This window comes from Streptomyces sp. NPDC014991 (genome assembly GCF_043080665.1).
Taxonomy (GTDB): Bacteria; Actinomycetota; Actinomycetes; order Streptomycetales; family Streptomycetaceae; genus Streptomyces.
Genome location: NZ_JBIBVY010000003.1, coordinates 95911 through 109985, shown reverse-complemented (window position 1 = coordinate 109985; position 14075 = coordinate 95911). Strand labels below are relative to the sequence as shown.

The following is a 14075-nucleotide window of genomic DNA, read 5'->3' as shown; positions in this document are numbered from 1 at the left end:
GGGTGACCAGAAGTCAAACCCCGGCGGACGATTACGGTCAAACACGATCACATCACTTAACGTGACCGTCGGGTGCCGGCTCGCCCTCCCGGAAGGGACGAGCCGCAGGACACACCGGGGTCACCTCAGGACGGGCGGCGCCGCACCGGGTGACGTACCCCACTCCGACGGGTGCGGGCCGACCGTGAACGCGAGGGCGCGCAGCGAGCGCAGCGCTCCGGTCGTCAGATAGGTCCGGCGGTGGGGTGTGCCGTCGGTGCGGACGGCCTGGACGTAGCGGTCGGTGGCCGAGGTGCCGGGCGCGCGCACGGTCAGCCGGCCGCCCGGCCAGTAGCGGCGGTCCAGGGTCAGGTCGACCCGGTCGAACACCGGGGTGGTCAGGCCCCAGGTGTCGTAGCCGGGCTGGACCGGGAAGAGCCCGATGGACGACAGGACGTTCCAGGCGGACATCGTGCCGAGGTCGTCGTTGCCGGTGATGCCGGTGGGGCTGTCGGTGAACAGGGTCAGCGCCGCGTGCACCACGTCCGTGGTCTTCCAGGGCTGCCCGGTGGAGAGGTAGGTGTACGGAGCGATCAGGTCCGGTTCGTTCTGCGGGTTGTAGGTGGCCGCGTTGTAGTAGGCGTACGGGTCGCCGTGCACCCAGACCTCGCGGGCGGTCCGCTCCGGGTCGGCGAGCAGCCGGTCGTAGGCGAAGAAGGCGTCCAGGCGGTCGTTGGCCGCGCGGGTGCCGCCGATCAGGCCGGTCATGCCGGGCAGGTCCTGCGGGACGAGCCACTGGTACTGCCAGGCGGTGCCCTCGTGGAAGCCGGTGCCGCGGGCGGGGTCGGGCGGGCCGGTGAAGGCGCCGGCGGCGTCGCGGGCGCGGAAGAAGCCGGTGGCCGGGTCGAAGACGGCGCGGTAGTTCCGCGAGCGGGCCGCGTAGCGGGCGGCGTCGTCGTCGTGGCCGAGACCGCGGGCCATCTGGGCGAGCATGGCGTCGGCGAGGGCGTACTCCAGGGTGACGGAGGCACCGTGGTGGTAGTCGGAGTCGCCCATCTTGGCGTACGGGCGGCCCTTGACGTAGGGCGCGAACCCGTGGGCGAGGTACTCGGCGTTGGCCTCCCGGCCGACGCCCGGGTACGCGGCGGGCGGCACTCCGTCGGCGTTCTTCCGCAGGGCACGGTAGGCCCGCTCCTCGAAGCCCTTCAGCAGCCCCATGTGGTAGGCGGTGGTCAGGAACGGGGTGACCGGGTCACCGGTCATGATGTTCGTCTCGACCGGGCCGTACCCCCACTTGGGCAGCCAGCCGCCGTCCTCGTCGACCGCGACCACCGACCGGGCCATGTCGCGGGCCTCGCGCGGGGCGAGCAGGGCGAGGAGCTGGGCCTGGGTGCGGTAGGTGTCCCACAGCGACCAGTTCTGGTAGTACGTGAAGCCCCGGGCGCGGTGGGTGCGGCGGTCCCAGCCGAAGTAGCGGCCGTCGGCGTCGCCGCCGACGTTCGGCGCGAGGTACGCCCGGTACAGCGAGGAGTAGAAGGTCCGGCGGAGCGTGGGTGTGCCGCCCCGCACGCGGACGGCCGCGAGCCGCTCCTCCCACTCCTCGCGGGCTCGCTCGCGTACGGCGTCGAAGGACCGGCCGCCCTCCGCCCGCAGATTCCCGGCGGCTCCGCGCGCGTCGACGTACGACAGCGCGGTGGTCGCCTCGACGGTACGGTCCCCGGTGGTGTCGAAGCGGACGTAGGCGCCGCCGTGTCCGGTGCGGGCGCCCGGGGTGACGGCCTGGCCGTCCCAGGTGCCGTAGGCGGTGAAGGGCCGGCTGAACCGGGTGACCGTGTAGACGGTGTACGGGCCGGTGTCCCGGCAGAAGCCGTGGCCGGTGATCTCCGTGCGCACGGTGTGGTCGTCGAGGATCTCCACCGCGCTGCCGACGGCCCTGTGCAGCGACTGGGCGGCGTTCAGCAGGACGTTGGCCTTGCGGGTGGCCGGGAAGGTGTAGCGCTGCACCCCGGTGCGGGCGGTCGCGGTCAGTTCGGCGCGGATGCCGGAGGCGAGCCCCACCCGGTAGTAGCCGGGGGTCGCCTCCTCGTCGTCGTGGGAGAAGGCCGCCGCGTACCGGCCGTAGTCCGTCTCGGTGACGTCGCCTGTGGTGGGCAGCACGGGCAGGTCGCCGCCGATGCGGCAGCCGACGCCGGAGAGGTGGACCAGGGAGAAGCCGCGGACGTGGTGGTGCGCGTAGTCGTAGCCGGTGCTGTGCCCGGTGTCCGGCGAGAGCTGCACCATGCCGAAGGGCACGGCCGCGCCGGGGAAGGTGTTGCCCTCGTTCTGGGTCCCGATGAAGGGGTTCACCAGGCCGGTGAGGTGGCGGTCGGTCGGCTCGGCGGCCCGTGCGGCGGGGGTGGCGACCAGCGCGGACGCCGCCATCACCCCGGCCAGACAAAGCCGCGTGCGCCGGGTCCCTCTCATGTCGGATGACCTCCGAAGGTTCGACGTCGTTGCCTGCATCGTGAAGGGCGAACGGCGTGAACCCGGGCATTGCCGTCAGGACGGCGCGGAACGCGTCGCGGACGCGCGGCCTGACGGGGCGTCCGTCAGGGGACCCGCTGCCCCTTGCCCAGCGCGATGACGCCCCCCTTGGAGACCGTGTACAACTCGGCGTCCCGCTCCGGGTTGACGCCGATCGTCGCGCCCGGCGGGACCTCCACGTTCTTGTCGAGGACCGCGCCACGGACCACCGCGCCCCGGCCGACACGCACGTTGTCGTGCAGCACCGAGCCCTGGACGACCGCGCCCGGGTCGACCCGTACACCGGGTGAGAGCACCGAACGGCTGACCTGGCCACGGATCAGGCAGCCCGCGCTGATGATGGACTCGCTCGTGATGCCGCCCGCGTTGAACCGGGCCGGGGAGAGCTGGTACGAGTGGGTGTAGATGGGCCACTGGCGGTTGTACAGGTTGAAGGCGGGGCGCTCGGCGATCAGGTCCATGTGCGCCTCGTAATAGGCGTCCAGGGTGCCCACGTCCCGCCAGTAGCCCTGGTCGCGGGTGGTCTCGCCGGGCACGTGGTTGTCACCGAAGTCGTACAGCTGGGCCTCGCCGCGCGCCGTGAGCTGGGGAAGGATCGAACCGCCCATGTCGTGCACGGACTGCGTGTCCTCGGCGTCCCGGTGCAGCGCCTCGATCAGCGCCTTGGTGGTGAAGATGTAGTTGCCCATCGAGGCGAACACGCACTCCGGGTCGTCCGGCAGTCCCGGCGGATCGGCGGGCTTCTCCAGGAAGCGTTCCACCGTGAGGCCGTCCGAGCCCGTCGTGATCACCCCGAACGACGGGGACTGGGCGCGCGGCACCCGGATGCCGGCCACCGTCACCCCCGCGCCGCCCTCGATGTGCTGCGCGAGCATCTGCCGCGGGTCCATGCGGTAGACGTGGTCGGCGCCGAACACGGCCACGTACTCGGGCTGTTCGTCGTGCACCAGGTTCAGCGACTGCAGGAGCGCGTCGGCGCTGCCCAGGTACCAGCGCGGGCCGAGCCGCTGCTGGGCCGGGACCGGGGTGACGTAGTTGCCGAGCAGGCTGGACATCCGCCAGGTGGTGGTGATGTGCCGGTCCAGCGAGTGCGACTTGTACTGGGTCAGCACACAGATGCGCAGCACGTCGGCGTTGACCAGATTGGACAGGACGAAGTCGACCAGGCGGTACGTGCCGCCGAAGGTGACCGCCGGTTTGGCGCGGTCCGCGGTGAGCGGCATCAGGCGCTTGCCCTCGCCGCCCGCCAGCACGATCCCGAGCACGGAAGGCCCTCCACGACGCATGCCCGCTCCCCTCACCCCTGGTTGAACCATGGTTGCCCCGAGCGGGCCGGACTAAGCCTCCTTGAGGATCTCCTCGTACAGTCCGGCCGTGCGGCGGGCCACCGCGTCCCAGCCGAACTCGCCCACGGCGCGGGCCCGTCCGGCCTCCCCCATCCGCCGGGCCGCCGCCGGATCACCCAGCACGGTGTCCAGCGCCCTGGCGAGTCCGGACTCGAAAGCGTCGTCCACGTCGACCAGGAGGCCGGTGCGGCCGTCGTCCACGACCTCGGGGATGCCGCCCACCCGGGACGCGACGACCGGCGTGCCGCAGGCCATCGCCTCCAGGTTGACGATGCCGAGCGGCTCGTACACCGAGGGGCAGGCGAACACGGCCGCCCGGGTGAGGAGTTGGATCACCTCCGGGCGCGGCAGCATCTGCGGGATCCAGAAGACGCCCGACCGGACCCGGCGCACCTCCTCGAACAGCTCGCGGAACTCCCGGTCGATCTCCGGGGTGTCGGGCGCGCCGGCGCACAGCACCACCTGGACGCCGGGGTCGATGTCCCGCACGGCGCGCAGCAGATGGGGCACGCCCTTCTGCCGGGTGATCCGGCCGACGAACAGGACGTAGGGACGCGCGGGGTCGATGCCGTGCCGGGTGAGGGCGTCGGTGCCGTGGTCGGGGCGGTAGAGCCGGGTGTCGATGCCGTTGTGCACCACATGGACCCGGGCCGGGTCCAGCGCCGGATAACAGGCCAGGATGTCCTGCCGCATGGCGCCCGAGACGGCGATCACCGCGTCGGCGGCCTCGATCGCGGTGCGCTCGGCCCAGCCCGACAGGGCGTATCCTCCGCCGAGTTGCTCCGCCTTCCAGGGGCGCAACGGCTCCAGCGAGTGGGCGGTGACGACGTGCGGGACGCCGTACAGCAGCTTGGCGACATGGCCGGCCAGATTGGCGTACCAGGTGTGCGAGTGGACGAGTTCGCGGCCTTCGAGGGCGGCGGCGATGGCGAGGTCCACGGAGAAGGTGCGCAGCGCGTCGTTGGCGCCGTCGAGGGCGGACCAGGGACGGTGGCGTACGACACCGGCGCCGCGCCCCTCGCCCCAGCAGTGCACCTCCAGGTCCACCAGCGAGGCCAGCTCGCGGGCGAGGAACTCCACATGGACACCGGCGCCGCCGTACACGTCCGGGGGGTACTCCCGGCTCAGCAGTCCCACTCGCACCCGACAACCCCCTGGTCTCGGTGGCACGTTCTCCCCCATGGTCACCCAGATGCGGCGCGCGGGGAAGGGCGCGGGAGGCGGGTGAGGCAGCAGTCACCGCACAGTCCGCCGCCGGGGACGCGGTAGTACAGGCAGCAGCTGCGGCGGCGGAAGCCCGTCCCGGTGCGGGCACCGGTGGCGCGCAGCAGGGGGTGGGTGAACAGTTCGTCCGTCAGCGCGCGGGCCCGTTCCGCGACGTCGGTACGGTCCTGGACGCGGGCCCAGCGCCCCAGTTCGCGGGCCGTCGCGGCGAGCGCGGAGCCGGCGTTGCCCCACAGCAGACCCGTGGCGACGCCGTAACGGGCGCGCAGGACGGCGCCCAGGGGCTCCAGGTGGGCGTCGAGGACGGCGGCGGCGACGGCGGCGGCGTTGGCGGCGGCGCCGGGCAGCGCGCGCGTCCCGGTGAGCCACAGGTCGTCGGGGGCGGCGGCGAGGGCGTCCCAGCGCAGCAGCCGCGGGTCCAGGCCGGGCAGCCGGCCGTACAGCACGGCGCAGCCCAGCGCGGCCGACCACAGCCGGGCGGCCAGCCCCTGCTGGGCGAGGGAGGCGGCGACCCGCGGCTCGGCGGTCCGCAGCCGGGCCCCGACGGTGGCGACACGCAGGGTCAGCGCGTCACGGCGGCCGTCACACGCCACCCCCTCGTAGGCCTCGGCGAGGGTCGGCAGCCGGTGCGGGCCGCCCCCGGCCGCGGCCGGGGGCGGAGGCGGGGACGGGAGGGTGCGCAGGACGAAGAAGCCGCCGAGGGAGCGGAGCGCGGCGAGGTCGGGGTCGAGGTCCACGACAGGCACTACTACCAGGCGCGTTCCCGGGCCGGCCGCGCGGGGCCGGATCCTGCCTCACCCTGCCAGAGGACGACCGGCCGGGTGCCTACTCCATCGGCAGTAGGACGTATTGAGGCCTCAGGTACGACGACGGGGCCCGCGCCGCCCGGCAGAGTGTTCGTCATGGAAGCCGACCGTCCGTCACGCCGGGTGCGCAACCCCCGCCGTACGCAGGAAAGACGCCGATGAGCGCCCTGGCGCTGTCCGTGCTCCTGTCCCTCGTCTCCGCCGTCGCCTACGCGGGCGGGGCCATCGTGCAGGAGCAGGTCGCGGTGTCCGCCCAGCACGAGGCGTATCTGCCGCTGCGCCGTCCGGGCTGGTGGGGCGCGCTGGCGCTCAACGGTCTCGGCGGCGTGCTCCACGTCGTGGCGCTGGCCTGCGGTCCGCTCAGCCTCGTCCAGCCACTGGGCGCGCTGACCATCGTCTTCGCGCTGCCCCTGGCGGCGCTGTGCGTCGGCCGCCGGGCCGGCGCGACGGCCTGGCGTGGCGCCCTCATGGCCACGGTGGGCCTCGCCGGACTGCTGTCCCTGGTCGGCACCTCCGGCGCGCACTCCCTCACCCCGGCCCAGCGGGTGGTGGCCGCCCTGGTCACCGGCGGGGCGGTGGTGGCGCTGATGTGCGCGGGCCTGGCCGCGCACCGGCATCCGGCGGTACGCAGCGTCCTGCTCGCCACGGCGTCCGGCATCGCGTTCGGCATGTCGTCGGTGTTCACCAAGACCGTCGCCGTGGACTGGACCCTGGGCGTCGGCCTGGCCGACCTGGCCTCGCTCACGGCGATCTGCCTGTTCGCGGTCGCCGGCGTCCTGCTGTCCCAGGCCTCCTACCGCGGCGGTGGACTCACCGCCCCACTGGCCACGCTGACGGTCGTCAACCCGGTGCTGGCCGCCGCGGTGGGCGTCCTCATGTTCGGCGAGGCGTTCCGCCACGGCAGCACGGGCACGGTGCTCGCGCTGGCCTGCGCGGTGGTGGCGGCGGGCGGCCTGGTCATGCTGACGACGGAACGGATGGGAGGCACACCGGTGCGGGGCGGGGCGGCACTTGCCGAGGTGGCTCCGGCCGTGGCGCCGTCCGGTGGGGCGGCTCCGGGTGCGGGGGCGTTTGCCGCGGCGTCGTACACTGCGGGCGCGTCGGTTCGGGACACGGCGGAAGGGCTTTTCGTCGTACCGCGGCAGCGCACGGCGGAACCCGGCGCCGGACCGGCCGGACCGCCTCCGCGTGAGCTGCTCGGGGCGGGCCCGGGCGACAGCGGGGCGGACACCGGCGGTGCGCTGCCCGCGTCGTACGCCCCGCTGCCCGCGGGCGCACATGTGCCGCTGCCACTGCCGGTGCTGGACCGGCACCGCACGCGCGTCGGTTCCTGACGTGCGCGCGGTGGGTAGGTCGGACCACCGTTGCCGCGCGGACGGTGCGGCGGATCGACGGAGCGGTGCCACGCGCCCGGTGTGTCAGATCCTCACTCCTCCGGCCCGGAGGTAGGCGAGCGGGTCGATGTCCGAGCCGAAGCCCGGCCCCGTCCGCACCTCGAAGTGCAGGTGCGGGCCCGTGACGTTGCCGGTGGCGCCGGAGCGGCCGAGGCGCTGGCCCGCGGTGACGCTCTGGCCGGCCCGCACGGAGATCGCCGACAGATGGGCGTACTGCGTGTAGCGGCCGTCGGCGTGCCGGAGCACCACCTGGTAGCCGTACGACCCGCCCCAGCCCGCGGACACCACGTGCCCGGCCGCCGCCGCCTTCACGGAGGTGCCGGTCGGCACCAGGAAGTCGACGCCGGTGTGGTAGCCCTTCGACCAGTGGGAGCCGGCCACGTGGTAGCCCGTGCCGACGGACGCGGTCACCGGGGCGACGAGCGCGTGCCGGGCCGGGGGCGTGCCGGGGTGCGTGGTGCGGTGCCGCGGAGGCGCCTTCTTCCCCGGGGCCTCGGGCGGCGCGGTCATGGTGTGGGTACCGCTGAGGCTGAGCCGCTGGCCCGGCACGATCAGGTCGGGATCGGTGCCGATCGTCGTGCGGTTGCCCGCGTACAGCGTGCGCCAGCCGCCCCGCACCTGGTGGTCGCCGGCGATGCCGGAGAGCGTGTCGCCGTGCACCACCGTGTACATCTCGGCGCGGCCCGCGCGGGACTGCGGAGTGGTCTGCGGCCGTACGTCCCGCACGGAGCCGGACGTGGCGGGGCGGGTGTGGGCGGGGTGGGCGGACGCGGGCTCCGTGTGCACGTCGGGACTGCCGCCGCCGCGGGTGAGCCCGGCGGTACCGGAACACACCGGCCAGGCGCCCGGACCCTGTCCGTCCAGGACCTTCTCGGCGACGGCGATCTGCTGATCCCGGGTGGCGAGGTCGGCGCGCGGCGCGTACCGGGCGCCGCCGTACGCCTCCCAGGTGGAGCGGGTGAACTGCAGGCCGCCGTAGAAGCCGTTGCCGGTGTTGATGCTCCAGTTGCCGCTGGACTCGCACGCGGCGACCTTGTTCCAGGTGGCCACGTCGGCGGCGCTCGCGGTGCCGGCGGCGACCAGCGGGAGCGCGAGGCCGGCACCGCCCGCCGTGACGGTGAGTGATGCGCGGTTGATCCTGTTCGGCTGGTACCGGCGGTGCCGGCCGCGTACGGCCATGTCCGAATTCCCCTCGGCATGCGTCAGGAGGGGCAAAAGTAAGCGCGGCGAACTGGCCATGACAAGACGGTATTTCGGCCGCCGGGTTCCGGAGAGTGGCCGGTAACGCCCCCTGCCCGGACAGACGGGCCGGTGAGTGAGGCGGAAGGCGCCGTCGCCGCGTACACATGCGTGGCGGGTCGCAAGTGCGCTCGCCGTGGCGGCACGTCAGGATGAGCGAGGGCCCGTACTGACGGAGCCGTAGTCACAAGGCAACCAGGGAGCAGGCGGTATGAGCACTTCAGCGCAGATCGGTGTCACGGGCCTGGCGGTCATGGGCCGCAACCTCGCCCGGAACTTCGCGCGCAACGGCTACACGGTCGCCGTGCACAACCGTACGGTGTCGCGCACCCGGGCGCTGTTGGAGGAGTTCGGGCACGAGGGCGACTTCGTCGCGGCCGAGACCGCGAAGGACTTCGTGGCGGCCCTGGAGCGCCCGCGCCGCCTGGTCGTCATGGTCAAGGCGGGCGAGCCGACGGACGCCGTCATCGAGGAGTTCGCTCCGCTGCTGGAGCCCGGCGACATGATCATCGACGGTGGCAACGCGCACTTCGCGGACACCCGCCGCCGGGAGCGGGAACTGCGCGAGCACGGCATCCACTTCGTCGGCACGGGCATCTCCGGCGGCGAGGAGGGCGCGCTGCACGGGCCGAGCATCATGCCGGGCGGGTCGGTGGAGTCGTACGGCTCGCTGGGCCCGATGCTGGAGAAGATCTCCGCGAAGGCCGCCGACGGGGCGCCGTGCGTCACCCACGTGGGTCCGGACGGTGCCGGGCACTTCGTGAAGATGGTGCACAACGGCATCGAGTACGCGGACATGCAGCTGATCGGCGAGGCGTACCAGCTGCTGCGCGACGTCGCCGGGTACTCCCCCGCGCAGATCGCCGACATCTTCCGCACCTGGAACACCGGCCGGCTCGACTCCTACCTGATCGAGATCACCGCCGAGGTGCTGTCCCACGTGGACGCCGGCGGCAAGCCGTTCGTGGACGTCGTCGTCGACCAGGCCGAGCAGAAGGGCACCGGCCGCTGGACCGTGCAGATCGCCCTGGACCTGGGCGTGCCGGTGTCGGGTATCGCGGAGGCGGTGTTCGCCCGCTCGCTGTCGGGCCACGCGGCGCTCCGGGAGGCCTCGCGGGGTCTGGCCGGGCCGAAGCCGTCGCCCCTCGACGAGTCGGAGGCCGCGGCCTTCGCCGACCGGGTCGAGCAGGCGCTGTACGCGTCCAAGATCGTGTCGTACACGCAGGGCTTCCACGAGATCGCCGCGGGCAGCGAGGAGTACGGCTGGGACATCGACCTGGGCGAGGTCGCCTCCATCTGGCGCGGCGGCTGCATCATCCGTGCGGCCTTCCTGGACCGCATCCGCGCCGCGTACGACGCCCGGCCCGACCTGCCGAGCCTGCTGTCGGACGAGACGTTCGCCCGGGAGATCGCCGCCGCGCAGGACGACTGGCGCGAGGTGCTCGTCGCGGCGACACGGCAGGGCGTGCCGACGCCGGGGTTCGCGGCGGCGCTGGCCTACTACGACGCCCTGCGCGCCGAGCGCCTGCCGGCCGCCCTGACCCAGGGCCAGCGCGACTTCTTCGGCGCACACACGTACCGCCGGGTGGACCGGGAGGGCGCGTTCCACACGTTGTGGGGCGGCGACCGGTCCGAGGTGTCGGCCTAGGCCCTCTCGTTCGGATCATGCCGGGCTCGCGGGCCTGATCCGAACGAAAGACCCTGGGCGACACGGGGGCGCGTCAGCGAGGGGCGCGGTCTCGGGGTACGCCCCACGGCGGGCCGGCGGCTTGTTCCACGGCAGGCCGACGGCGGACAGCTCTCCGGCGCGGAGCCCGGCGGCCCGCCTCGCGGCGGGCCGCTCGGTTGCCCGCGCCCCTGCGGGGCGCCCACGCATGCCGGTGTCGTCAGGTGAGGGGTGGGCCGGGTTCGGGGTTCGGCACCGGTTCCGGACCCGGCGGGATCGGGGACGGGGAGGGCTCAGGCGGTCCGGGCGGCCCCGGGTGGGGCGGAACCGGCGGCGGGGTCGGGTCGGGGCCCGGGGCCGGCGGTGCCGGCTGGGGACCAGGGCCCGGTGGGGCGGGCTGTGGGCCGGGTTCCGGCGGCGGGACCGGGCTGGGATACGGATCCGGCGGGGTCGGGCCCGGACCGGGTGTCGGGCCGGGCGGAACCGGGTCGGGATACGGGTTCGTCATGGGTGCTGTCCTCCGGCAGTCACGAAGCGTCGCCTCTGGACTTGTCCCCCGCCTACCCGACGACCGCCCCGGCACTCACCCGACGGCAGCACCGGACGGGTCCAGGCGGGTGGCCGGGAGAAGGCGACCCTTCCGTCGGCTCAGAACCGTCCCGGGTGCGCGCGCAGCCAGTCCTTCGCGGCCGCCAGGAGTTCCGGGTCGGCCGGCGGGGCGACATCGGGGTGGCGTTCGGCCCACTTGACGACGTACGGGCACAGCGGGGCCACCGGGACGCCCTCGCGCTCGGCGAGGGCGTACAGCTCACGGGCGAGCGATCCGGCGATGCCCTTGCCCTCGTGGGCGGGCTCGACGACGGTGTGGACCGGGACCAGGGCGCGCGCGGGCGACTCCAGGACGAAGTACTCGATGCGGCCGACGACTTCGCCGCCGTCGAGGGCCTCCAGACGGCCGGCCGCCCGGTCGTCGCGGATCTCGGTGTCGCTCATGAGCACGCTCCTGGTCCTGGTCCTCGCCGCCGGTCAGGCCGGGACGGCCTGGGGGCTGCGCTGCTGGTCGGATCCCGGCACCGGCTCCGACGGGTCGGCGCCGAGGGACACGATCCGGTTGCGGGCGTCGACGTGCACGACCCGGGGCCGCAGCTCGCGTGCTTCGGCGTCGGTGACCTGAGCGTAGCTGATGATGATCACCAGGTCGCCGGGCTGGACGAGGTGGGCCGCCGCCCCGTTGATCCCGATGACCCCGGAACCGCGTTCACCCTCGATGACGTACGTCTCCAGCCGGGCGCCGTTGGTGATGTCGACGATGTGCACCAGCTCACCGGGCAGCAGGTCGGCGGCGTCGAGGAGATCGGCGTCGATGGTCACCGATCCCACGTAGTGCAGGTCGGCCTGGGTGACTGTGGCGCGGTGGATCTTGGACTTGAATACTGTACGAAGCACGAAGAAACTCCCGATTCGTCTGCTCCCTGCCTGCTATTGCAGGTCAAGGGCGGTCTTCGGAGGTTACATCGTTTCGCACGTTCGGTCAGCTGTCGCCAGGTGTTCGAGGACTCACACCGACCCGTTGCCGACTTTTCTGATGATTGACAGGGGTGGGTGCCCAGACGGGCCTTTTCTGCAGGCCGCCACCGCGGTGGCGCCGGACGGGCATGGCCATCGCAATCGCCTCAGTCTTCCTTCCCGGCATCTCATCGTCCGCCATTCGTCATGCGAGCCATGCGGACTCCTTGTGAGGCGTGAGCCGGTGGCCCCCGAGGCCGTGGCCCGGCGACTCATCCCACGTTCTCCGGGCGTCCGCGGTTCCACCGTTTCCGCAGTCCTGGAGCACAGAGAGCAATCCCTCGGTTCGGGCCGCGGCGCTACCTGTACGCGACGGCCGCGCGCACCCACGCCCGCGCCGTGCTCGGCAGTGGCTGGTGCCCCTGCTCCACCAGCGCGCGGCGAGGCCGCCCGGGCATGGTCGGTGGCCCGCAGGGGGCTCGTCATCGCCCGGTTCCCTTGATGAGGTCGGCCGCCTTCTCCGCAGCCATGATCGTGGGCGCGTTGGTGTTCCCGCGCGTCACCGTCGGGAAGACGGAGGCGTCGACGACCCGCAGGCCCGCCACGTCGAGCACCCGCAGCTCGGGGTCGACCACCGCGCCGATGGCACAGGTCGACGTCGGGTGGTACAGCGTCTGCCCGGAACGCCGCGCCCAGGCGAGCAGGTCCGCGTCCGAGTGCGAGGCCGGCGCGTCGCCGTACGCTCCCGTGACCAGATCGGTCACCGCCCGCTGCGCGGCGATCTCCAGGGCGATCCGTAGACCGGCGACGATGACGTCCAGGTCCGCAGCGGTCGTGAGGTAGTTGTGCACGATCCGGGGCGCGACGTCCGGGCGCGGGGAGCGCAGGGACACGGCGCCGCGGCTGGTCGGGGCGAGCACGCACGGGCCGAAGGCGAAGCCGTGCTCGGTGACCGGGCCGAGCCCCTCCTGGTGGAAGAGCACGGGGGCCGCGTGGAACTGCAGATCCGGGGCGTCCAGGCCGTCGCGGCTGCGGAAGAAGCCGCCGGTCTCGCCGATGTTGGAGGTCAGCGGGCCGCGCCCGTCGTCCTGCAACAGCGCGGCGTTCTCCGGGCTCGCCGCGCTGATCAGCGACTCGACGTCGGTGCGGAAGTTCAGCAGCGTCATGTAGTGGTCCTGCAGGCCCTCGCCGACCGGCAGATCGCGCACGACGCCGATGCCGAACGCGGACAGGGTGGCGGCGGGTCCGATCCCGGACAGCATCAACAGCTTCGGGGACTCGTAGGTACCCGCGGACAAGATGACCTCGCGCTCGGCGCGGACGACCTCGACGGTGCCGGCCCGCTCCACCTCCACGCCTCTCGCGCGGCCGCCCTCGATCACCACACGGTGGGCGCGGGCCGAGGAGAGCACGCTGAGGTTCGGGCGTTCGAGCACGGGGTGCAGATAGGCGACCGCAGCGCTGCAGCGCATGCCGCCGCGCTGCGTCAGCTGGTAGCGTCCGACACCGAACTGCGTCTGACCGTTGAAGTCGTCGTTCGCCTTGTGCCCGGCCTGCACCGCGGCCTGCACGAAGGCCGAGGCGAGCGGGTGCTCGGACCGGCCGTCGCTGACCGTCAGCGGTCCGCCCACGCCGTGGAAGGCGTCTTCGCCGCGCTCGTTGTCCTCGGAACGCCGGAAGTACGGCAGCACCTCGTCGTACGACCAGCCCGTGGCCCCGGCCGCTGCCCAGCCGTCGTAGTCGGCGCGGCTGCCCCGGATGTAGATCATCGCGTTCATCGAGCTGCAGCCGCCGAACATCCTGCCCCGGGGCAGGTAGGCCCGCCGCCCGCCGATCCCGGGTTCCGGTTCGGTGTCGAGGTCCCAGTCGAGGTCGGACTTGAAGAGCTGGGGGAACGCGGCCGGAATGTGCACCTCCTGCGCGGAGTCCGGGCCGCCCGCCTCGATCAACGCGACCTGGGCCGCTGGGTCCTCCGAGAGGCGTGCCGCCAGCACACAGCCCGCGGATCCCGCGCCGACGATGACATAGTCGTACATATTTATTCCCACCCCATTGATCGACGGCATCACTGAAGAGACGAAACCGAAGGGGCGCCTCTCTGGAAAGGCGCTTTCACGCCCTCACGTCGGCCCTGGCGGCGGCCTCCGAGCAGGTCCAGGAGCTTCCGTGCGGCGGTCTGCTGCAGCTCGCAGTGGAACTGTCTGGCCCGGCTCGCGTCCGTCTGCGCGTACGTCTGGGTGGTGCGGTTGGCCGCCGGGGGGGCGGGCGGCATGTTGCGGAACATGGGCGAGCGGAGCGGAGGTGAGAGGGCGGGGGATCTTGACCAGTCCGTGCCGGTGGGCGCGTGACGGTTGCCGTTGATGAAGAAGTCGATCTCGGCCTCGGATGCGAT

The 14075-nt window shown here is 73.1% G+C and carries 10 protein-coding genes; 2 read left to right on the top strand and 8 right to left on the bottom strand.

Annotation, left to right across the window (positions count from 1 at the left end; genetic code table 11):
- Positions 1-120: 120 nt before the first annotated feature.
- The 4 genes from ACF1BE_RS06955 to ACF1BE_RS06940 form a co-directional block, all read right to left on the bottom strand.
- Entirely contained in the window at positions 121-2442 is a 2322-nt protein-coding gene (locus ACF1BE_RS06955) for a GH92 family glycosyl hydrolase (RefSeq protein WP_392197932.1), read from the bottom strand.
- A 125-nt stretch (positions 2443-2567) separates the two neighbouring features.
- Positions 2568-3788 carry a glucose-1-phosphate adenylyltransferase gene (glgC, locus tag ACF1BE_RS06950; RefSeq protein WP_392197931.1) on the bottom strand — a complete coding sequence of 407 codons (1221 nt, stop codon included), beginning with the start codon at positions 3786-3788 and terminating at the stop codon, positions 2568-2570.
- Positions 3789-3839: 51 nt separating this feature from the next.
- Complete coding sequence (glgA, locus tag ACF1BE_RS06945) at positions 3840-4991, bottom strand: glycogen synthase (protein ID WP_392197930.1); 1152 nt, start codon at positions 4989-4991, stop codon at positions 3840-3842.
- 41 nt (positions 4992-5032) lie between these two features.
- Positions 5033-5809: a (2Fe-2S)-binding protein gene (locus ACF1BE_RS06940; RefSeq protein WP_392197929.1), complete on the bottom strand. Its 777-nt coding sequence runs from the start codon at positions 5807-5809 to the stop codon at positions 5033-5035.
- Between the two features lie 227 nt (positions 5810-6036).
- Between ACF1BE_RS06940 and ACF1BE_RS06935 the strand changes: the two genes are divergently transcribed.
- The gene (locus tag ACF1BE_RS06935; protein ID WP_392197928.1) at positions 6037-7212 is read left to right on the top strand and encodes a DMT family transporter; all 1176 of its coding nucleotides are present in this window, start codon (positions 6037-6039) and stop codon (positions 7210-7212) included.
- An 84-nt stretch (positions 7213-7296) separates the two neighbouring features.
- On the opposite strand, the gene ACF1BE_RS06930 is transcribed toward ACF1BE_RS06935, so the two are convergent.
- Positions 7297-8451 (bottom strand): transglycosylase family protein, encoded by a 1155-nt coding sequence (locus ACF1BE_RS06930; RefSeq protein WP_392197927.1) that lies wholly within the window; start codon positions 8449-8451, stop codon positions 7297-7299.
- Positions 8452-8722: 271 nt separating this feature from the next.
- On the opposite strand from ACF1BE_RS06930, the gene gndA reads away from it, so the two are divergent.
- Positions 8723-10159 (top strand): NADP-dependent phosphogluconate dehydrogenase, encoded by a 1437-nt coding sequence (gene gndA / locus ACF1BE_RS06925; RefSeq protein ID WP_392197926.1) that lies wholly within the window; start codon positions 8723-8725, stop codon positions 10157-10159.
- Between the two features lie 666 nt (positions 10160-10825).
- Here the strand turns inward: gndA and ACF1BE_RS06920 are convergent.
- From ACF1BE_RS06920 to ACF1BE_RS06910, 3 genes are all read right to left on the bottom strand, one after another.
- The gene (locus ACF1BE_RS06920) at positions 10826-11170 is read right to left on the bottom strand and encodes a GNAT family N-acetyltransferase (RefSeq protein WP_392197925.1); all 345 of its coding nucleotides are present in this window, start codon (positions 11168-11170) and stop codon (positions 10826-10828) included.
- A gap of 33 nt (positions 11171-11203) precedes the next feature.
- Positions 11204-11623 carry an aspartate 1-decarboxylase gene (gene panD, locus ACF1BE_RS06915; protein WP_392197924.1) on the bottom strand — a complete coding sequence of 140 codons (420 nt, stop codon included), beginning with the start codon at positions 11621-11623 and terminating at the stop codon, positions 11204-11206.
- Positions 11624-12165: 542 nt separating this feature from the next.
- Positions 12166-13749, bottom strand: a complete 1584-nt coding sequence (locus tag ACF1BE_RS06910; RefSeq protein ID WP_392197923.1) for a GMC family oxidoreductase — start codon at positions 13747-13749, stop codon at positions 12166-12168.
- Between the last annotated feature and the right edge of the window lie 326 nt (positions 13750-14075).

Excerpts from the sequence above, each read along its gene's own strand:
- ACF1BE_RS06955 (WP_392197932.1), bottom strand. The coding sequence starts at position 2,442 with ATGAGAGGGACCCGGCGCACGCGGCTTTGTCTGGCCGGGGTGATGGCG.
- ACF1BE_RS06935 (WP_392197928.1), top strand. The coding sequence starts at position 6,037 with ATGAGCGCCCTGGCGCTGTCCGTGCTCCTGTCCCTCGTCTCCGCCGTC.
- ACF1BE_RS06910 (WP_392197923.1), bottom strand. The coding sequence starts at position 13,749 with ATGCCGTCGATCAATGGGGTGGGAATAAATATGTACGACTATGTCATC.
- ACF1BE_RS06930 (WP_392197927.1), bottom strand. The coding sequence starts at position 8,451 with ATGGCCGTACGCGGCCGGCACCGCCGGTACCAGCCGAACAGGATCAAC.
- glgC (WP_392197931.1), bottom strand. The coding sequence starts at position 3,788 with ATGCGTCGTGGAGGGCCTTCCGTGCTCGGGATCGTGCTGGCGGGCGGC.
- gndA (WP_392197926.1), top strand. The coding sequence starts at position 8,723 with ATGAGCACTTCAGCGCAGATCGGTGTCACGGGCCTGGCGGTCATGGGC.
- ACF1BE_RS06920 (WP_392197925.1), bottom strand. The coding sequence starts at position 11,170 with ATGAGCGACACCGAGATCCGCGACGACCGGGCGGCCGGCCGTCTGGAG.